This is a genomic window from Brevibacillus sp. LEMMJ03, assembly GCF_007197875.1.
Lineage (GTDB): Bacteria > Bacillota > Bacilli > Brevibacillales > Brevibacillaceae > Brevibacillus > Brevibacillus thermoruber.
Genome location: NZ_VKJN01000007.1, coordinates 35,737 through 54,285, shown reverse-complemented (window position 1 = coordinate 54,285; position 18,549 = coordinate 35,737). Strand labels below are relative to the sequence as shown.

Annotated in this window: 22 protein-coding genes; all 22 read left to right on the top strand. The window is 59.8% G+C overall.

Going from position 1 to position 18,549, the window contains the following annotated elements:
• Positions 1-5: 5 nt before the first annotated feature.
• On the top strand, positions 6-749 hold the full coding sequence (gene bioD, locus FOI68_RS10755) for a dethiobiotin synthase (protein ID WP_143863175.1): 744 nt from the start codon (positions 6-8) through the stop codon (positions 747-749).
• Positions 746-1,750, top strand: coding sequence for a biotin synthase BioB (gene bioB / locus FOI68_RS10750; protein ID WP_143863174.1), 1,005 nt, complete (start codon positions 746-748; stop codon positions 1,748-1,750). The genes bioD and bioB overlap by 4 nt, the downstream gene beginning before the upstream one ends.
• A gap of 5 nt (positions 1,751-1,755) precedes the next feature.
• On the top strand, positions 1,756-2,955 hold the full coding sequence (gene bioF, locus FOI68_RS10745) for an 8-amino-7-oxononanoate synthase (RefSeq protein WP_143863173.1): 1,200 nt from the start codon (positions 1,756-1,758) through the stop codon (positions 2,953-2,955).
• Positions 2,952-3,680: an alpha/beta fold hydrolase gene (locus FOI68_RS10740; RefSeq protein ID WP_143863172.1), complete on the top strand. Its 729-nt coding sequence runs from the start codon at positions 2,952-2,954 to the stop codon at positions 3,678-3,680. Before bioF ends, FOI68_RS10740 begins: the two co-directional genes overlap by 4 nt.
• Positions 3,661-4,491, top strand: a complete 831-nt coding sequence (gene bioC / locus FOI68_RS10735) for a malonyl-ACP O-methyltransferase BioC (protein WP_143863171.1) — start codon at positions 3,661-3,663, stop codon at positions 4,489-4,491. Before FOI68_RS10740 ends, bioC begins: the two co-directional genes overlap by 20 nt.
• 91 nt (positions 4,492-4,582) lie before the next feature.
• Positions 4,583-5,773 (top strand): acetyl-CoA C-acetyltransferase, encoded by a 1,191-nt coding sequence (locus tag FOI68_RS10730; protein ID WP_035296101.1) that lies wholly within the window; start codon positions 4,583-4,585, stop codon positions 5,771-5,773.
• A gap of 204 nt (positions 5,774-5,977) precedes the next feature.
• Positions 5,978-6,187: an AtpZ/AtpI family protein gene (locus tag FOI68_RS10725; protein ID WP_029100374.1), complete on the top strand. Its 210-nt coding sequence runs from the start codon at positions 5,978-5,980 to the stop codon at positions 6,185-6,187.
• A gap of 11 nt (positions 6,188-6,198) precedes the next feature.
• Entirely contained in the window at positions 6,199-6,567 is a 369-nt protein-coding gene (locus FOI68_RS10720) for an ATP synthase subunit I (protein WP_029100373.1), read from the top strand.
• A gap of 73 nt (positions 6,568-6,640) precedes the next feature.
• Positions 6,641-7,456 carry a F0F1 ATP synthase subunit A gene (gene atpB, locus FOI68_RS10715; protein ID WP_143863170.1) on the top strand — a complete coding sequence of 272 codons (816 nt, stop codon included), beginning with the start codon at positions 6,641-6,643 and terminating at the stop codon, positions 7,454-7,456.
• 48 nt (positions 7,457-7,504) lie between these two features.
• Entirely contained in the window at positions 7,505-7,726 is a 222-nt protein-coding gene (gene atpE / locus FOI68_RS10710; RefSeq protein WP_029100371.1) for a F0F1 ATP synthase subunit C, read from the top strand.
• Between the two features lie 260 nt (positions 7,727-7,986).
• A complete protein-coding gene (gene atpF / locus FOI68_RS10705) occupies positions 7,987-8,490 on the top strand; it encodes a F0F1 ATP synthase subunit B (protein WP_035296097.1) in 504 nt (167 codons plus the stop codon).
• Positions 8,487-9,014: a F0F1 ATP synthase subunit delta gene (locus FOI68_RS10700; RefSeq protein WP_143863169.1), complete on the top strand. Its 528-nt coding sequence runs from the start codon at positions 8,487-8,489 to the stop codon at positions 9,012-9,014. Before atpF ends, FOI68_RS10700 begins: the two co-directional genes overlap by 4 nt.
• Before the next feature lie 29 nt (positions 9,015-9,043).
• Entirely contained in the window at positions 9,044-10,555 is a 1,512-nt protein-coding gene (gene atpA / locus FOI68_RS10695; RefSeq protein WP_143863168.1) for a F0F1 ATP synthase subunit alpha, read from the top strand.
• 75 nt (positions 10,556-10,630) lie between these two features.
• Entirely contained in the window at positions 10,631-11,494 is an 864-nt protein-coding gene (atpG, locus tag FOI68_RS10690; RefSeq protein WP_029100367.1) for an ATP synthase F1 subunit gamma, read from the top strand.
• 47 nt (positions 11,495-11,541) lie between these two features.
• The gene (atpD, locus tag FOI68_RS10685) at positions 11,542-12,951 is read left to right on the top strand and encodes a F0F1 ATP synthase subunit beta (RefSeq protein WP_029100366.1); all 1,410 of its coding nucleotides are present in this window, start codon (positions 11,542-11,544) and stop codon (positions 12,949-12,951) included.
• Positions 12,952-12,978: 27 nt separating this feature from the next.
• Positions 12,979-13,383 (top strand): F0F1 ATP synthase subunit epsilon, encoded by a 405-nt coding sequence (locus FOI68_RS10680; protein WP_029100365.1) that lies wholly within the window; start codon positions 12,979-12,981, stop codon positions 13,381-13,383.
• A 184-nt stretch (positions 13,384-13,567) separates the two neighbouring features.
• Entirely contained in the window at positions 13,568-14,308 is a 741-nt protein-coding gene (locus tag FOI68_RS10675) for a DUF6042 family protein (RefSeq protein WP_143863167.1), read from the top strand.
• A gap of 256 nt (positions 14,309-14,564) precedes the next feature.
• Positions 14,565-14,936, top strand: a complete 372-nt coding sequence (locus tag FOI68_RS10670; protein WP_029100363.1) for an NADH-quinone oxidoreductase subunit A — start codon at positions 14,565-14,567, stop codon at positions 14,934-14,936.
• Positions 14,927-15,445 (top strand): NuoB/complex I 20 kDa subunit family protein, encoded by a 519-nt coding sequence (locus tag FOI68_RS10665; protein ID WP_029100362.1) that lies wholly within the window; start codon positions 14,927-14,929, stop codon positions 15,443-15,445. The genes FOI68_RS10670 and FOI68_RS10665 overlap by 10 nt, the downstream gene beginning before the upstream one ends.
• Positions 15,442-16,374, top strand: coding sequence for an NADH-quinone oxidoreductase subunit C (locus FOI68_RS10660; protein WP_143863166.1), 933 nt, complete (start codon positions 15,442-15,444; stop codon positions 16,372-16,374). Before FOI68_RS10665 ends, FOI68_RS10660 begins: the two co-directional genes overlap by 4 nt.
• Positions 16,375-16,377: 3 nt before the next feature.
• A complete protein-coding gene (locus FOI68_RS10655) occupies positions 16,378-17,526 on the top strand; it encodes an NADH-quinone oxidoreductase subunit D (protein WP_044898615.1) in 1,149 nt (382 codons plus the stop codon).
• The gene (gene nuoH, locus FOI68_RS10650; protein WP_176703311.1) at positions 17,523-18,536 is read left to right on the top strand and encodes an NADH-quinone oxidoreductase subunit NuoH; all 1,014 of its coding nucleotides are present in this window, start codon (positions 17,523-17,525) and stop codon (positions 18,534-18,536) included. Before FOI68_RS10655 ends, nuoH begins: the two co-directional genes overlap by 4 nt.
• Positions 18,537-18,549: the final 13 nt, after the last annotated feature.

Sequence of the window (18,549 nt, the reverse complement as noted above, 5' to 3'; positions counted from 1 at the left end):
CACGGATGGGAGACGGATGCTTCGCCGGCTTGTTCGTCGCCGGCACCGACACCGAGGTGGGGAAAACCGTTGTGACGGGCGGACTGGCCGCCGCCCTGCGCGAGGACGGCCTGGATCTGGGGGTATGGAAGCCGGTCCAATCGGGGGGAGAAACGGAAGAAGAGCGGGATTCGTACCGCCTGCGCACGCTTTCGGGCGTAGCCGACGCCTGTGACGAGATCGCCCCGTTTTCCTTTCCCGCGCCGCTGACCCCGCTGCTTGCCGCCGAGGCGGCGGGCGTCAGCCTTTCCCTGGAGCGGATCATCGCGTCCGGTCAGCCGCTCAAACGGCGGCATACCGCGCTGCTGGTCGAAGGAGCGGGCGGATTGGCGGTTCCCTTGACGAGGAACGAAATGATGATTGATCTGGCCGCCCGCCTCGGCATGCCGCTTTTGCTCGTGGGCCGCGCCGGTCTGGGGACGATCAACCACACGCTGCTGTCGGTGGAGTACGCCAGACAGCGGGGCATCACGGTGGCGGGGGTCATCCTGAACGGCTGCCGCACGGGCGACGGCGACCGGAGCGTGGAAAGCAACGCGGCCATGATTGAACGATTCGGCTATGTGCCCGTGCTCGGGCAGATTCCCTGGTTGGAAGGGAACGTTACCCGGGCCGATGTGATCGAGGCGATACGCCGCCACGCAGATGTGGAGCGCATTCGCGGCTGGGTGGAGAAAAGCATGCTGCAAAAAGGAGAGGGTTGCCGATGAATCGAGTGGGGACGGCCGTCAACTGGACGGATTACGCGGAAAAAGCGCTGGCCGGGGAGGGGCTGTCGCGGGAGGAGGCCCTGTCCGTGCTGCGGGCGGACGATGACGACATCCTGCCGCTCATGCACGCCGCTTTTCGCGTTCGAAAGCGCTACTACGGGAAAAAGGTAAAGCTGAACATGATCATCAACGCCAAGAGCGGGCTGTGTCCCGAAGACTGCGGCTACTGTTCGCAGTCGATCGTCTCCAGCGCGCCGATCCAAAAGTACACGCTGCTGGACAAGGAGACCCTCCTGGCGGGAGCGCGTGAGGCGCTGAACCGCAAGGCCGGCACCTACTGCATCGTCGCCTCCGGACGGGGCCCCACGGACAAGGAGCTGGAGCAGGTGATCGAGGCGGTCAGGGAGATTCGCGCCACCATGCCGCTGAAAATCTGCGCGTGTCTCGGCCTGTTGAGCGGGGAACAGGCGGCCCGGCTGGCGGAGGCGGGCGTCCACCGCTACAACCACAACCTGAATACCAGCCGCGCCAACTATAGCAACATCACGTCGACCCATACCTACGATCAGCGCGTGGAAACGGTGGAAACCGTGAAGCAGTCGGGGATGTCCCCCTGCTCCGGGGTGATCATCGGGATGGGAGAGAGCGACGAGGAGATCGTCGAGATGGCGTATGCGCTGCGCGAGCTGGACGCCGATTCCATCCCGGTCAATTTCCTCAACGCGATCCCCGGCACGCCGCTGGAAGGATACGGGCGGACGCCGGCCCTGCGTGCGCTCAAAGTGCTGGCGCTGTTCCGGTTTGTCTGTCCGACCAAGGAAATCCGCGTCGCCGGCGGGCGCGAGGTCAACCTGCGGACCCTGCAGCCGCTGGCCCTGTACGCGGCCAACTCCATTTTCGTCGGCGATTACCTGACCACGCCCGGCCAGGAGATTACGACCGACCATCAGATGATAGAAGATCTCGGCTTCGAGATTGAGAGCTGCGCGCTGCAGGAGTGAGGCGGATGAACAGAACCGGCCGTTGCGACTGGATGGAAGCGGAGCTGGATGCGCTCCGGCAGCAGTCCCTGAACCGGTGCCTGCGCATCGTGGACGACCGCGGGGAGGAAGGGGGCAAATGGCTGACGGTTGGCGGCAGGAGGCTGTTTAACCTCTCCTCCAACGACTACCTGGGCCTGGCGGGCGATCCCCGGATCGCCGATGCCGCCCGTCAGGCGGCGGAACAATGGGGAGCGGGAGCGGCCGCCTCCCGGTTGATTTGCGGCAATCACCGCTGGTATGCCGATCTGGAAGAACGTCTGGCCGAATGGAAGCAGCGGGAAGCGGCCCTGGTCTTTGCCAACGGCTACATGGCCAATCTGGGGGTAATCGCCGCGCTGGTCGGGCGGGAAGACGCGGTGTTCAGCGACCGGCTGAACCACGCGAGCATTGTCGACGGCATCATTCTCAGCCGCGCCCGCCATTACCGCTACCGCCACAACGATCCGGAGCACCTGGAGCACCTGTTGAAAAAGCACGCCGGACACCGCCGCGCCCTGATCGTCACCGATGCCGTCTTTTCCATGGACGGAGATGCGGCGCCGCTGCGCGAACTGGTGGAGCTCAAAGCGCGCTACGGCGCGATGCTGATGGTGGACGAGGCCCATGCCGGCGGTGTGAGAGGCAGACGGGGGGAGGGGCTGTGTCACGAACTGGGACTGCACGACCAGGTGGATGTGATCATGGGCACGTTCAGCAAGGCGTTTGGCGTGTACGGGGCCTACGTCTGCGCCGACCGCGTGCTGATCGACTACCTGGTCACGAAGACGCGCCCGCTGATCTACTCCACCGGGCTGCCGCCGATGGTGGTGGCCGCCGTCCGCAGGGCGCTGGAAGTGGTGCAGGAGGAAGGCTGGCGCCGCACCCGGCTCAGGGAAAACAGCGCCTGGTTTCGCCGGCGGCTGCGGACGTGCGGTTTTGAGGTCGGGGAGGGCGACTCGCCGATCATTCCGTGGATCGTCGGCGACAACAGGCAGGCGCTCCGGTTGAGTCAACGTCTGGAGGAGCGGGGGATCGCCGCCGTCGCCATCCGCCCCCCGACCGTACCGGAAGGCACCGCCCGCATCCGTTTTTCCCTGATGGCGACGCATACGCGTGAGGAACTGGAGGAGGTTATTCGGCAGATGCAGTTCGCTGCGGCAGCCCGGGAGGAGGAGACGGGATGAAGGCGGCGATGCTGTGGCTGAACGGGTGGGGGATGTCCAACGAGGCGTGGCGCGGCATGCGCAGCCAGTTTCCGGAGTGTGAGCACACCGTCCCCGACCTGTCCAGGGCGGACCGGCCTGAAGCGTTTTACGAGATCGCCCGTCAGGCGGCCTTATCGACCGCTTCCCTGCCGCTGATCGCGGTCGGCTGGTCGCTGGGCGGGATGCTGGCACAGCGGCTGGCGGCCGAGGGATTGGCCGCGGGGCTCGTCTTGATCGGCACGACGGCGCGGTTTGTCCGTCCCCGCGAGGAGCGGCGGCTCGGCTGGCTGGACGCGCAGGTGCAGCGGATGGAGCGGGCGCTGTACGCGGATCGGACGGGCGTGATGCGGACGTTTTGGCAGTCGATGTGTACGGCGGAGGAGCGGCAGCGTGACCGTGCCGATCCGTCCGTCTCTTTTTGCGACGCATGGCCCCTGTCGACACTCGCGGCCGGACTGTCCTACCTGCGCGAGGAAGACCTCCGTCCGCTTCTCGGGAGCATCACCTGCCCGACGCTGGTGATTCACGGGACGGCCGACGGGATCTGCCCGTTCGCGGCAGGGGAGGAATTGGCCGCGAGGATACCGGCGGCCCGGCTGGAGGCAATCGACGGGGGCGGCCACGCGCTGCCGCTCGTCCATCGTCAGGCGGTGGCGGAGGCGATCAAAAGGATGGTGGAACACGGTGTGGAAAGCAGCAGTTAGCAGACGGTTCAGTGAAAAGGCCGACACCTACGACCGGTACGCCCTGGTGCAGCGGGAGATGGCGGCGGAACTGGCGGCAGCGCTGGAGGCTGAGATGCCGCCGGCGGAGTCGGTTCGCCGGGTGGTGGAAGTAGGCTGCGGAACGGGCGGTTTGACCAGCCTGCTCAGCGGCCGCTGCGGCAGCGCGGAGTACCTGGCGCTGGACATCGCGCCGGGCATGCTGGAAGCGGCGCGGCGACGCCTTGGCCCGACCGGGCAGACGTGCCGGTTTGTGCTGGCCGACGTCGAGGAGTGGGTCTGGCAGCAGGCGGAGCAGTGGGCCGATCTGATCGTCTCCAGCGCCTGTTTTCAATGGCTGCGGCAGCCGGAGAGGACGGTGGAGGGACTGTACCGGCTGCTGCGGCCGGGCGGCTCGCTGCGCTTTGCCACCTTTGGGCCGCGGACGTTTTGGGAACTGCACGACTCGTTCGCGGCGGCATACCGCAAGCTGCAGCGGGAGCCGCAGCGGCACGGGCTGTCATTCTGCACGCCGGACGAGTGGCGGGCGATGCTGGATAGGGCCGGTTTTGCCGGCGTGCGGGTACGTACCCGGGAGGTGCGGCTCCACTATCCGGACGTGCGCTCGTTTTTGCACGCGGTCAAGGGGATCGGCGCCAGCACCGGTCCGGCGTCGGACAGCGCCGGGTTGGGACAGCGGCGGCTGCTGACGGAAATGATGGAGGCGTACCGGAGCCGTTTTGGCGGAGCGGAGGGCATTCCCGTCACGTACGAACTGGTCTATGCGGCGGCTGAACGGCCCGAGGGAAGGTAAAAATCGGTTCGCCCGGAACGGCAGGATATTTTGCGAAAAAAGGGAATTGTATGAGGAAAACCATCATCCTGTTTTCCAAGGAGTGATCCAGATGAGTCAGAAAGAGGTAGTGATCGCCAGCGCAGTGCGCACGGCCATCGGCAGTTTTCAGGGATCGCTGTCCGGCGTCAGCGCGCCGCAGTTGGGAGCCGTCGTGCTGGAGGCGGCTTTGCAGCGGGCGGGCGTTGCGAAGGAAGCGGTGGACGAAGTGATCATGGGCAACGTGCTGCAGGCGGGATTGGGACAAAATCCGGCGCGCCAGGCGGCGATCCGCGCGGGACTGCCGCAGGAGACGCCGTCGATGACGATCAACAAGGTATGCGGCTCCGGATTGAAAGCGGTTCACCTGGCCGCCCAGGCGATTCTCTGCGGCGACGCCGACGTGGTGCTGGCCGGGGGCATGGAAAACATGAGCCAGGCCCCGTACCTGCTGGAAGGGGCCCGCAGCGGCTACCGGATGGGCGATCAAAAGGTGGTCGACTCGATGATCCGCGACGGCTTGTGGTGCGCGTTCAACGATTATCACATGGGCATCACGGCGGAAAACCTCTGTGCCGAGTACGGGATCAGCCGGGAAGAGCAGGATGAGTTTGCCGCCTGGAGCCAGGAAAAAGCGCAGCGCGCCCTGGCCGAGGGGCGTTTTCGCGACGAGATCGTGCCGGTGCCGATTCCGCAGAAAAAAGGGGACCCGGTCCTGTTTGAGGTGGATGAATTTCCCCGCGCGGGCGTGACCGTGGAGTCGCTCGGCAAGCTGCGGCCGGCTTTTAAAAAGGACGGAACGGTGACCGCGGGCAACGCGTCGGGCATCAACGACGGAGCAGCCGCCCTGTTGATCATGTCGGGCGAAAAGGCGGCCGAGCTGGGCGTCAAGCCGCTGGCCCGGATCGTCGCCAACGCCAGCGCCGGGGTCAACCCCAGCATCATGGGCATCGGACCCGTACCGGCGACGCAGCGGGTGCTGGCCAAGGCGGGACTCTCCCTGGACGAGATCGATCTGATCGAGGCCAACGAGGCGTTCGCCGCCCAGTCGCTGGCGGTCGGAAAGGCGCTGGGCATCCCGCGCGACAAACTGAACGTAAACGGCGGCGCGATCGCCCTCGGACACCCGATCGGCGCCAGCGGTGCGCGCGTGCTGGTCACGCTGATTCACGAATTGCACAAGCGCCCGGGGGTAAAATATGGATTGGCGACGCTGTGCATCGGAGGCGGACAAGGGGTGGCCACCGTCGTCGAGAAACTGTAAGCGGACAGACCTCGGTTTCCATGCTCCCGGTGACGTACAACTTGGCGGTTTTTGTAAGAAAACGTTCGTTGTTTTCAAATGTGAACGCTTTGTGTACAGAACGAGCCGCACGTTGACAAAGGGAATAAATCTTCGTTAATATGGATGAGGGCAAAGGGGCACTTGACACCTGCCCTCTCCTTGTGTATGAAAGGGGGCGGTCCAGTGCCGAAAATCGATAATCCGTGGCGGGCCATCACGCTGGTCAGCCTGATCGGCGCCGATCTGGCCGTCTGCGTCATCGCAGGCGTCTATCTGGGCAGGTACGTCGACAGCCTGCTGGCCACCAAACCGTGGTTCATGATGATCGGATTGCTCGCCGGATTGGGTATAGGCGTGTACAGCGTCTACCGCATAGTCCGCGGTTACCTGTAGGGAGATTGAACATGCAAACGTTTACTTCGGCTATGCGAGCGGCTTTCCGCTATGCTTTTGTTTGTATGGCCCTGGTTGCGATACTCTGGGCCCTGTTGCCTCAGTATCGAATGTTTTTGCAAAGCCTCCTGCTTGGTATGGGCGGAAGTGTCCTCAGCGGCACGCTGCTGGCCAGCAAAACCTGGCGGATCGGCCAGATGGCTGTCGATCCGAACGTGCGGCCGAAAGGAACCGGCATGCTGCAGCGCCTTCTCGTGGCCGGATTTGCCGTCTTTATGACAATCCGCTTTCCCCACCTGTTTGTGCTCTCTGGCGTGCTGATCGGCCTTTTCCTCTTTCAAGTCTTAGGCTTCTTTTTTGTTTATCGCTCCTTCAAATAGATAGGTTGGCAAGCATTTTTTCGTTCTGATTTGCTGGTGCAACAGATTCGCGCGGAAGAAAGGGGTGAAATACATGCATTACTCTCTGCGATTCGAATGGTTGGGCATGGTGTTTGACATCTCGACCATCATTGCGATTGTGGTAACAGCCTTGATTGTGCTGTTCTTCTGCATCGGGATGACCCGCAACCTCACCTCTGGCGTTCCCGGAGGCAGGCAAAACGTGATGGAGTGGATTGTCGACTTCGTCACCGGCATCACCAAAAGCTACATCGAGCCGAAAAAGGCCGCCGGTTTTGTCTCGCTGGCGCTGACGCTGTTCCTCTACATCTTCATCGGGAACCAGTTGGGCCTCTTGTTCAACGTGAACACGGCGATTCACAACAATCCTGAGAAGAACCAGTATGTGAGCGATACCGTCAAAGACATGCTGACGCTCTCCACGACGGAAGAGGCCAAGGAGGAAAAGCTGGCGAAGCTGGAGGAGGAGATTAACGATCCTCACGGCCACGGCGCCTCCATCGGCTGGTGGAAATCGCCGACCGCCACTCCGAGCGTAACCTTTGCGCTGGCGTTGGTGGTTCTTCTGTACGCCCACTACCTGGGGATGAAGAAGAGCTTTGGCGGCTGGCTCAAGCACACGTTCCTGAACCCGATTCACATCCTCGAAGAGTTCATCATCAAGCCGCTGACGCTTCCGTTGCGTCTATTCGGTAACATCTTCGCGGGCGAGGTTCTCATCGCGTTCCTGCTTGGCGTGGGGATCTTCGGCAGCATTCCGCTGTTCCTGTGGCTGGGCTACTCCGTATTCGTCGGCTCGGTCCAAGCCTTTATCTTCACCACGCTGGCGATGGTGTACATTTCTCAACAAGTGAATGACCAACATTAATTCGCAGTAGATGTTTATTTTTCACAACACTAAGGAGGTATTTTTACAATGGAAGGTTTGGCTCTTGCAATCGGTATCGTATTTGGTCTGGCTGCTCTGGGTGCAGCAATCGGCAACTCCCTGGTAATTTCCCGTACAATTGAAGGCGTAGCTCGCCAACCGGAAGCACGCGGTAACCTGATGGGTCTGATGTTCCTCGGTCTCGGTCTCGTCGAGGCGGTTCCGATTATCGCGGTTGCGATTGGTTTCATCCTCTTCGGTCGTCTGTAAGCGAGCGAACAATCGAAACGATAGGCGGGGGCTTGACCTTCGCCTCTATTTTGGTCAATGGGCGGTGAACGCGTTCCCATTGACACCGGTGTCGGCTGAGCGCGACGTCCCGTACGGCGCACCGCCGACACTCGCACATCTTGTGCGTCGCTGCGCGGCTCGCCTCGCCAGGTGCGTGGCGATGCCACGTTTTCTTGCGGAAACAAACGGCTTTACCCGTAGAGATACATTCTCCTGTTTGCAAGGAAGGAGTGAAACGAATGCTCGACTTTGGTGCCGTAGCCCTCGAATGGGGCTCGCTCTTGACCCAAGCTATCGTATTCCTGCTGCTGTTGCTGGCGGTTCGCAAATTTGCCATGGGCCCGATCGTGGCTGTCATGGAAAAGCGTCGTCAGCATATCGAAAACGAAATCACCACGGCTGAGCGCAGCCGCAAAGAAGCGGAAGCACTGCTGGCCGAACAGCGCCGCGTGCTGGACGAAGCTCGCCTCGAAGCCAAATCGATCATCGACCGCGCGACGAAGCAGGCGTCCGATGAAGCAGCCAAAATCGTGGCTGACGCCCAAGCTGCCGCTGAACGTCTGAAAGCGGACGCAAGCGCGGAACTGGCGCGTGAAGTGGAGAAAGCGAAAGCGGAACTGCGCGACCAAATGACCGGTCTGTCCGTTCTGCTCGCGTCCAAGATCATCGAGAAAGAACTGGATGAAGCGACGCAAAAAGCGACTGTTGACAAATTCCTCGCTCAAGTGGGAGATCGCCTATGAGCGGCGCGGTAAGCAAGCGCTACGCTCGCGCCCTGTTTGAAGTAGCCAGCGAGCGTGGGAAGCTCGACCAGATTGAAGCGGATCTGAAGGCGGTCGTGGACGCGATTGAACAGAACACCGATCTGAGCAAGATCCTGCTCCACCCGCACATCGCGCGTGCGGCGAAAAAATCGCTGGCCGACGACCTGTTCAAAAGCCATGTGAGCGAAGAGACGCACAACTTCCTCAACGTCCTGATCGACAACGGACGCGAGGGGCAACTGGTGGACATCTACCGCTCCTTTGTGCGGATGGCCAACGACGCGCGCGGCATCGCCGAAGCGACCGTGACCAGCGCCAAACCGCTGAGTGCCGAAGAACAGGCGGAGCTGGCGGAAAAGCTCGGACAAAAGCTGAACAAAAAGCTGCGCGTGCAAACGGTCGTGGACCCGTCCATCCTGGGCGGCGTCGTGATCAAGATCGGCGACCGGCTGTACGACGGCAGCATCAAGACGAAACTGGAACACTTCGCGCATCAGCAATAAGATCGTTTGGATGAATGGGGTGAATAATAGTGAGTGCAATCAGACCAGAAGAGATTAGCTCCCTCATCAAAGAGCGGATCGCTAATTTTACATCTGAAATCGAAGTTGTGGACGTAGGCACGGTCATTCAGATCGGTGACGGTATCGCACGCGTTCACGGTTTGGAAAAAGCCATGGCGGGGGAACTGCTCGAGTTCCAAAACGGCGTCATGGGCATGGTACTCAACTTGGAAGAGGACAACGTGGGTGTCGTTATTCTCGGTCCGTTCCGCGACATTAAGGAAGGCGACACCGTTAAGCGCACCGGCCGCATCATGGAGGTGCCGGTGGGCGAAGCGCTGCTCGGCCGCGTGGTAAACCCGCTCGGTCAGCCGCTCGACGGCCTCGGCCCGATCAACACGACGCAATTCCGTCCGGTCGAAAGCCCGGCCCCTGGTGTTATGGCGCGTAAATCCGTTCACGAGCCGCTGCAAACCGGTATCAAGGCGATCGACGCGATGATTCCGATCGGCCGCGGTCAGCGCGAGCTGATCATCGGTGACCGTCAAACCGGTAAAACGGCTGTGGCGCTGGACACCATCATCAACCAAAAAGACCAAAACATGATTTGTATCTACGTGGCAATCGGCCAAAAGCAATCGACCGTTGCCAACATCGTGGAAACCCTGCGCAAGCACGGTGCCCTGGAGTACACCATCGTGGTGTCCGCGACGGCGTCCGACCCGGCTCCGCTCCTGTTCCTGGCTCCGTACGCAGGTGTAACCATGGGTGAATACTTCATGTACAAAGGACAGCACGTCCTCTGCGTGTACGACGACCTGTCCAAGCAAGCGGCGGCATACCGCGAAATGTCCCTCCTGCTCCGCCGTCCTCCGGGCCGCGAAGCGTATCCGGGTGACGTCTTCTACCTGCACTCCCGTCTGCTGGAGCGCGCTGCGAAGCTCTCCGACGAGATGGGCGCCGGTTCCCTGACCGCACTGCCGTTCATCGAAACGCAAGCGGGTGACATTTCCGCGTACATTCCGACCAACGTGATCTCCATCACCGACGGTCAGATCTTCCTGGAGACCGACCTGTTCAACGCCGGTCAGCGCCCTGCGGTAAACACGGGTCTTTCCGTATCCCGCGTAGGTGGCGCGGCGCAAATCAAGGCGATGAAAAAGGTAGCCGGTCCGCTCAAGCTGGAGCTGGCCCAATACCGCGAGCTGGCAGCGTTTGCGCAGTTCGGTTCCGACCTGGACAAGGCGACCCAGGCCCGTTTGACCCGCGGTCAGCGCCTGATGGAAATCATGAAACAAAATCAATTCGATCCGATGCCGGTGGAGAAGCAGGTTGCCATCATCTACACGGCAACCAAAGGCTATCTCGACGATATTCCGGTAGAGGATGTACGCCGTTTCGAGAAGGAATTCCTCTCCTACCTCGATTCCAACAAGCCGCAACTGCTGGAACACATTCGCACGACGAAAGAGCTTCCGGATGAAAAAGAACTGAACGCAGCGATCGAAGAGTTCAAAAAAGGCTTTTCGGTTAGCCGCTAAGCGGATATAGAATGAGATTGGTTGCATGCCGGCCGTCTGCGGTTCGGCATGCACCCCCAAGGTGGTGAAAAGTGAGTGGCTAAAGGAATACGCGAAATTCGAGGCCGTATCAAAAGCTTTAAGAATACGCGTCAAATCACCAAGGCGATGAAGATGATGGCGGCAGCGAGACTTCGCCGCGCCCAGGAGAAAGCGGAAGCGGCACGTCCGTACGCGCGCAAGATCCGGGAGGTCATTGCCAGCATCGCGAGCGGCACGACTGCGGTAAAACATCCGATGCTGGAATCCCGGCCGGTGAAAAAGACCGGGTACATCGTCATCACCTCGGACCGCGGCATGGCTGGCGGCTATAACGGAAACATCATTCGGAAAGTGCTCCAGACCATCAAGGAAAAGCACAAATCGCAGGACGAATACGCCATCTTTGTGCTGGGGCGCAAAGGGCGCGATTTTTTCCGCAAGCGCAACTACCCGGTCATCGATGAGGTCGTGGGACTGCCGGGCAACCCGACGTTTGCCGACATCAAGAAAATCGCCAGCGCGGCGGTTCAGATGTTTGCCGACGAAAAAATCGACGAGCTGTACCTTTGCTACAATGAATTCCAAAGTGCCATTTCGCAAGTGCCGACGGTCACCCGCCTGCTCCCGCTGAACGCTGTGGAGAGCGGGGAACAGCGCAAGGTGAACTACGAATACGAACCGTCCGCCGAAGAAGTGCTGTCGGTGCTGCTGCCGAAATATGCAGAAACGCTCGTGTACAGCGCGCTCCTGGATGCGAAGGCGTCCGAGGAAGGAGCCCGCATGACCGCGATGGGCAACGCAACGGACAATGCAACCGCCATGATCGACAAACTGACGCTGGAGTACAACCGTGCCCGTCAGGCGGCCATTACCCAAGAGATCTCCGAAATCGTCGCAGGTGCGAATGCGCAAGCGTAATGTCTAGGTAAACGCCCAAATCAGTTTCACAGGAGGGAAGAAGTAAGATGGCGAAAGGACGCGTGGTTCAGGTAATGGGTCCCGTTGTAGACATCGAGTTTGAACGCGGACACCTGCCTGCCATTTACAATGCGATCAAGATTCAACACAAAGCGCAAAACGCGGGTGAGCGCGACATTGATTTGACCGTTGAGGTTGCGGTTCACCTGGGCGACAACCGCGTACGTACCGTTGCGATGGCATCCACCGACGGTCTTGTGCGCGGCATGGAAGCGATTGACACCGGTGCTCCGATTTCCGTACCGGTTGGTCAGGTAACCCTGGGCCGTGTATTCAACGTGCTGGGCGAACCGATCGACCTGAAGGAACTGGGCGAAGTGGAGCGCCGTGACCCGATCCACCGCAAAGCGCCGGAGTTTGTGGAACAAGCGACGACCGTAGAAATTCTCGAAACCGGGATCAAGGTGATCGACCTGCTCGCACCGTACATCAAGGGCGGCAAGATCGGTCTGTTCGGCGGTGCCGGCGTAGGGAAAACCGTTACCATCCAAGAGCTGATCAACAACATCGCACAGGAGCACGGCGGTATCTCCGTATTCGCCGGCGTAGGCGAGCGCACGCGTGAAGGGAACGACCTGTACCACGAGATGAAAGACGCAGGCGTTCTGCCGAAAACCGCGATGGTGTTCGGTCAGATGAACGAACCGCCGGGTGCGCGTCTGCGCGTGGCGCTGACCGGTCTGACCATGGCGGAGTACTTCCGCGATGAAGAAGGCCGCGACGTGCTGCTGTTCATCGACAACATCTTCCGCTTTACCCAGGCGGGTTCCGAGGTATCCGCGCTGCTGGGCCGCATGCCGTCCGCGGTAGGTTACCAGCCGACGCTGGCAACCGAGATGGGTCAGCTGCAAGAGCGCATTACCTCCACGAAAAAAGGTTCGGTAACGTCCATCCAGGCGATCTACGTACCGGCGGACGACTACACCGACCCGGCTCCGGCTACGACCTTCGCACACTTGGACGCCACCACCAACCTGGAGCGTTCCATCGCCGAGCTGGGTATCTTCCCTGCGGTTGACCCGCTCGCATCCACGTCCCGCGCGCTGTCCCCGGACATCGTCGGACAAGAGCACTACGAAGTGGCGCGCGGCGTGCAAAAAATTCTGCAGCGCTACAAGGAACTGCAGGACATTATCGCGATCCTGGGTATGGACGAGCTGAGTGACGAAGACAAGCTGATCGTAGCCCGCGCCCGCCGCATCCAGCGCTTCCTGTCCCAGCCGTTCCACGTTGCCGAGCAGTTTACCGGCTTCCCGGGCAAATACGTCCCGCTCAAGGAAACGGTCCGCAGCTTCAAGGAAATCCTGGAAGGCAAGCACGACGATCTGCCTGAGGCGGCATTCCTCTACGTTGGTACGATTGAGGAAGCGGTTGAGAAAGCGAAGACCATGGCGTAAGACACCCTGGAAAGGGGAGACCAGTAAGTGAGCAAGATGACAGTGGAAGTCGTAACTCCTGAACGGGTTGTCTACAGCGGCGAAGCCAGCATGGTCATTGCCCGAGGCGTGCAGGGGGATCTCGGTATTTTGCCGAACCACATGCCGCTGGTAACCCCGCTGAAAATAGCGCCTGTTCGGATCAAGACAGAAGGCGAGAAAGAGATTCGCATGGCCGTAAGCGGCGGGTTCATGGAAGTTCGCGGCGACAAGGTAACAATTCTGGCCGAGACGGCAGAACTTCCGGAGGACATTGACGTGGAGCGCGCCAAGGCGGCGAAAGAACGCGCCGAAAAGCGTTTGATCGACAAACATCCGGACCTCGACATTCGCCGTGCCGAACGCGCCCTGCAGCGCGCCATGGCTCGTCTCGATGTGACCAACAACCAGTAAGCAAACATCCCCGCGCCACCCGGCTGCGGGGATTTTTCCTGTAGCGGGCCGATTTTTTTCCAGTTGGTACAGACCTGTTGTTTCCGTTATAATAAACCTAATGCTCTGCCGAGGCGTGCCGTTTGCCCGGAAAGTCGAATAGGCGGGACGGCACTGGCGATCGGAAAGAAGGAGAGTGTAAGTCATGCAAACCATTCGCGATATTCGCAATAACCAAACAGGCGTAGTCATTCCCAGCGGATATACGGCAAACGGCTGGTACAACGTGCTGTCTCATGACATGAACGTCCTGTTTCAAGCGCTGTGCTACGTGGTAACCAAATGCGAAAGCAAGGAAGAAATGAAGAAGCAGTTGGACGGCTTCAAAGGACTGCAGCACGTGTTTTCCACGCCGAAGAAGGAAAAGTTCAAGTCGGAAGAAGACTACAACGCCTACGTGGCGCACGTGGAGAAACACAAGGAGTTCCTGGAGCGCTCCGGCTATCAGTACCCGACATCCCGCGAGGAGGCCATCGAACTGCTGACCAAGTGGGGGCTGGTTCTGGACAAGGGCGACGTGTGGGACATCCCCGTTTATCCGTTTCCGGACACGATGGATTTGTTCCAACTGACCGAGGCGGAACAGTTTGCCCTGACACACATCAAGCTGGAGGCATTGGTCCATCCGATGTTCAGCCGTTTGGTGTTGAAGCTGCATGAGCACGAGGAAAACACCTTTACCTACACCAAGGCAGAACTGAAAGAGATGCTGAACACCAATGACGCAATGCTGACCGAAGTGCTGATCAAGCTGACGCCGTATATGGAAGAGCCGATTGACAACTTGCTGGAGATTTCGGACGACCAGCCGATAACTTTCACGGTCGTATGGGAGCGCATCTACGAGGATTTCCTCGGGCAGGAGTTCTCCTCGAATGTTCAATAAAACCGGATTCTTGTGGATTGGAAAAACTTAGGGACGATTCCCTAAGTTTTTTCCTTTTATTGTAAGGGGAGGGAGGCTTTCGTTAGACACCCGTTTGGCGATTTGCTATAATGATGGAGGTATTTTTTTCTAACAGTGTCAGATTGGATCAACAGCGTGACCTGCTTCCGGATGCTGCACGAAAAAAGACCAGCGTCGCTGAATCGGCATCACGTTCGAAATTTTTCATATTTTTCACAGAGCGGAGGGAACGTCGGTGAGTGAGGTCTACACCAACAATTACGTGATTGTGGCGATTTTCCTGATCCTTGGGGTACTGCTGCCGGTGGCAACCGTGAGCATCATCGGACCGCTGCTGCGTCCCAAGAAGCCGACGCCGGAAAAGCAAGCCACCTATGAAAGCGGTAACATTCCCGTTGGGGACAGTTGGGTGCGCTTCAACGTCAAGTACTACATCTTCGCCCTGCTGTTTGTCATTTTCGATGTGGAAACCCTCTTTCTCTATCCATGGGCGGTCGCCTATAACCAGTTGGGCCTGTTTGCCCTGGTGGAGATGGTGATTTTTATTACCTTGCTGGTGGTTGGATTGATCTACGCTTGGAGAAAGAAGGTGCTGGAATGGAACTAGATCTCACGAGCATCGCGCCTGAACTGCAGGAAGAACTGAATCGCAACGTCATGTTTACGACGCTGGAAACGATCAAGGGGTGGGTGAGGAGCAATTCCCTCTGGCCGCTGACGTTTGGGTTGGCCTGCTGTGCCATCGAGATGATGGGAACCGGCGGCTCCCGCTACGACCTTGACCGCTTTGGCGTCATTTTCCGTGCCTCCCCGCGGCAATCCGACGTGATGATCGTGGCTGGCACGGTGACCAAGAAAATGGCGCCGCTGCTGCGCAGATTGTACGACCAAATGCCGGAACCCAAATGGGTCATCGCCATGGGCTCCTGTGCCACAGCCGGCGGGCCGTACGTGAGGTCGTACAGCGTGGTGAAAGGCGTAGACCAGATCGTGCCCGTCGATGTGTACATTCCGGGCTGTCCGCCCAACCCCGCAGCGCTGATTTACGGCATTAACAAGCTGCAGGAGAAGATTCGCTACGAGGCGAAGACCGGAAAGCGGGTGACCAGCCAATGAGCGACGAAAAGCGCAAACCGACGCCGGAAGAAAAAGCGAAGGCTGCGGCAGAGGCCCGTGCCAAGGCGGAGGCATTGCGAAAAGCGAAAGAACAGCAGGCGGAGGGAACAGAGCAAACAGCGGCAGCCCCTTCGGATGCGCAGGCCGCAGGCGGCGAAACGTCTGAAGCTCAGCCAGCCGCGTCCAAGCCCGTCTCGGAAATGACGCCGGAGGAAAAGGCGAAAGCAAAAGCAGCGGCGGCAGCAGCCGCAGCGGCGAAGGCAAAGGCCGCGCGAGAAGCGGCAGAGGCCGGCGGAGCAGGGGAGACGACAGGCGACGATGCCGACGCGAAGGCGAAAGCGGCAGCGGCTGCAAAGGCAAAAGCAGCGGCGGCAGCAGCCGCAGCGGCGAAGGCAAAGGCCGGCGGGGCGGCAGGAGCGGACGAGACAGCGGAAGCGCCCAAACCGCCTTCCAAAAATCAGCCGTATCTGGACAAATACGTGGCCCGTATTTCCGAAACATTCGGTGCGGACGTGCTGGAAGCAGCCTATATCAACGAGCTGTCCAAAGACGTTCCGACGCTGGTGGTGAAAAATGAGCGCTGGCATGAAGTGGCCCGGTTTCTGAAAGAAGACGAGGCGCTGGCGTTCGACTACCTGTCCGATCTGCACGGCGTCGATTACGAAGACCGCATGGAAGTGTACTATCATTTCTATTCCTACAAAAATCGGCAGAGCCTGGCGGTAAAGGTCAAAACCAACCGCGAACAACCGAGTGTTCCGTCTGTTATGGACATCTGGCGCGGTGCCGATTGGAGCGAACGGGAAACATTCGACCTTTTGGGCATTTATTTCCCGGGACATACCGAATTGCGTCGAATTTTGCTGCCGGACGAGTGGGTCGGCTATCCGCTGAGAAAAGATTACGTGCAGTACGACGAGGAGGTGTAGCAGATGACCCGCGACATCCTATTGACGAATGCCACGACATCTCCTGAGTCGGGCATCCGGACGGAAGAAATGCTCCTCAACGTCGGACCGCAGCACCCCAGTACCCACGGCGTATTGCGCCTGGTCGTCAAGATTGACGGGGAGACCATCAAGGAAGCGACTCCCGTGATGGGCTATCTCCACCGGGGGACGGAAAAGCTGGCGGAAAACCTGACGTATACGCAGATCATTCCCTATACCGACCGGATGGATTACGTATCGGCCATGACCAATAACTACGTCCTTTGTCACGCCGTCGAGACGATGATGGGCGTGGAAGTGCCGGAGAGGGCCCAATTCCTGCGGCTGATCGCGATGGAGCTGAACCGCGTGGCCAGCCACCTGGTCTGGTGGGGGACGTACCTGTTGGACATCGGGGCGATGGGACCGTTCCTGTACGCCTTCCGCGACCGGGAAAGCATCCTGGATTTGTTCAATGAGCTGTGCGGAGCGCGAATGACGTTCAACTACATGCGCATCGGCGGCGTGAAGTGGGATGCGCCGCCGGGCTGGATCGACAAGGTAAAAGAGTTTGTCCAATACATGAAAAAGGAATTGAACAATTACCACAAATTGGTGACTGGCAACGAGATTTTCATCAACCGGCTGCGGGGAATCGGCAAATTCGACCAGAAGACCGCGCTGGATTACTCGCTTTCCGGCGTGATGCTGCGGTCCACCGGGGTGAAGTGGGACCTGCGCAAAGACGAGCCGTACTGCATCTACGACCGTTTCGAATTTGACGTGCCGACAGCTACCGAAGGCGACTGCCTGGCGCGTTATCACTTGCGGATGGCGGAGATCGAACAGTCGCTGCGCATTCTTGAGCAGGCGCTCGATCAATTTCCCAGCGAGGGAGAAGTCATGGGCAAAGTGCCCCGCGTCATTCGTCCGCCTGCGGGCGAGGCGTACGTGCGGATCGAGTCGCCGCGCGGGGAGATCGGCTGCTACATCGCCAGCACCGGCAAGGATAAGCCGTGGCGCCTGAAGTTCCGCCGCCCGTCGTTCCACAATCTGCAGATCCTGCCCAAGCTGTTGGAGGGCGAAAACATCGCCAACATGGTGGCCGTCCTGGGCAGCATCGACATCGTGCTCGGGGAGGTTGACTGCTGATGAGCGATCTGTTGCAACAAACGCCCTCATGGGGCACCGCGCTCTGGTTCGCTCTGGCGGCGGTGGCGCTGCTGCTCGTCGTGCTGGGGTTCGTCACCTACGCGATCTATTTTGAACGCAAGGTGATCGGCTGGATGCAGTTGAGGATTGGTCCCAACCGCGTCGGCCCCCTGGGTCTGCTGCAGACGGTGGCTGACGTGGCCAAACTGCTGTTGAAGGAAGACACGAGGCCGCAGCACGCCGACAAGGCGCTGTTTACGCTGGCACCCATTCTGGCGTATGCGCCCGCGTTTGGCGTCCTGGCCGTCATGCCGTTTACGGACAGCATTCGCTTTGCCGATCTGGGCATCGGCCTGCTCTACTACATCGCCTTGTCCGGCATCACCGTTCTGGGCGTGATCACGGCAGGCTGGGCTTCCAACAACAAGTATTCGCTGATCGGCGGATTGCGCTCCGCCGCGCAGATGATCAGCTACGAAGTGCCGCTGGTCATGTCCGTGGTGGGGGTTGTGCTGATGACCGGCAGCATGAACCTGCGGGACATCGTGTTGGCGCAGCAGGACGTGTGGAATATCGTGCCGCAGTTTCTCGGCTTTGCGGTCTTCATCGTGGCGGCGCAGGCGGAGTTGAACCGCACGCCGTTCGACCTGCCGGAGGCCGAATCGGAGCTGGTGGCCGGCTACCACGTGGAGTACTCCGGGTTCCGCTTTGCCATGTTCATGCTGGCGGAATACGTCTACATGTTCGGTATGGGCGCCCTGGTGACCATCCTGTTTTTGGGCGGCTGGCTGCCGATCCATCCGAGTCTTTCCTTCATTCCGGGAATTGTCTGGTTTGTTCTCAAATTCTCGCTCTACGTCTTTTTCCAGTTCTGGGTGCGTGCGACGTTCCCCCGTCTGCGCGTCGACCAGTTGATGTCGTTTGCCTGGAAAGTACTCCTGCCGCTGGCGCTCTTGAACATCCTGCTGACCGCCGTGGTGATTTCCTTCCAAAACGGCATGTTCTCCTAGACGCCGAGCCGTA

Coding starts and splice junctions, on each gene's coding strand:
- bioD (WP_143863175.1), top strand. CDS start 6: ATGGGAGACGGATGCTTCGCCGGCTTGTTCGTCGCCGGCACCGACACC.
- bioB (WP_143863174.1), top strand. CDS start 746: ATGAATCGAGTGGGGACGGCCGTCAACTGGACGGATTACGCGGAAAAA.
- bioF (WP_143863173.1), top strand. CDS start 1,756: ATGAACAGAACCGGCCGTTGCGACTGGATGGAAGCGGAGCTGGATGCG.
- FOI68_RS10740 (WP_143863172.1), top strand. CDS start 2,952: ATGAAGGCGGCGATGCTGTGGCTGAACGGGTGGGGGATGTCCAACGAG.
- FOI68_RS10730 (WP_035296101.1), top strand. CDS start 4,583: ATGAGTCAGAAAGAGGTAGTGATCGCCAGCGCAGTGCGCACGGCCATC.
- FOI68_RS10720 (WP_029100373.1), top strand. CDS start 6,199: ATGCAAACGTTTACTTCGGCTATGCGAGCGGCTTTCCGCTATGCTTTT.
- atpB (WP_143863170.1), top strand. CDS start 6,641: ATGCATTACTCTCTGCGATTCGAATGGTTGGGCATGGTGTTTGACATC.
- atpE (WP_029100371.1), top strand. CDS start 7,505: ATGGAAGGTTTGGCTCTTGCAATCGGTATCGTATTTGGTCTGGCTGCT.
- atpF (WP_035296097.1), top strand. CDS start 7,987: ATGCTCGACTTTGGTGCCGTAGCCCTCGAATGGGGCTCGCTCTTGACC.
- FOI68_RS10700 (WP_143863169.1), top strand. CDS start 8,487: ATGAGCGGCGCGGTAAGCAAGCGCTACGCTCGCGCCCTGTTTGAAGTA.
- atpD (WP_029100366.1), top strand. CDS start 11,542: ATGGCGAAAGGACGCGTGGTTCAGGTAATGGGTCCCGTTGTAGACATC.
- FOI68_RS10675 (WP_143863167.1), top strand. CDS start 13,568: ATGCAAACCATTCGCGATATTCGCAATAACCAAACAGGCGTAGTCATT.
- FOI68_RS10665 (WP_029100362.1), top strand. CDS start 14,927: ATGGAACTAGATCTCACGAGCATCGCGCCTGAACTGCAGGAAGAACTG.
- FOI68_RS10660 (WP_143863166.1), top strand. CDS start 15,442: ATGAGCGACGAAAAGCGCAAACCGACGCCGGAAGAAAAAGCGAAGGCT.
- FOI68_RS10655 (WP_044898615.1), top strand. CDS start 16,378: ATGACCCGCGACATCCTATTGACGAATGCCACGACATCTCCTGAGTCG.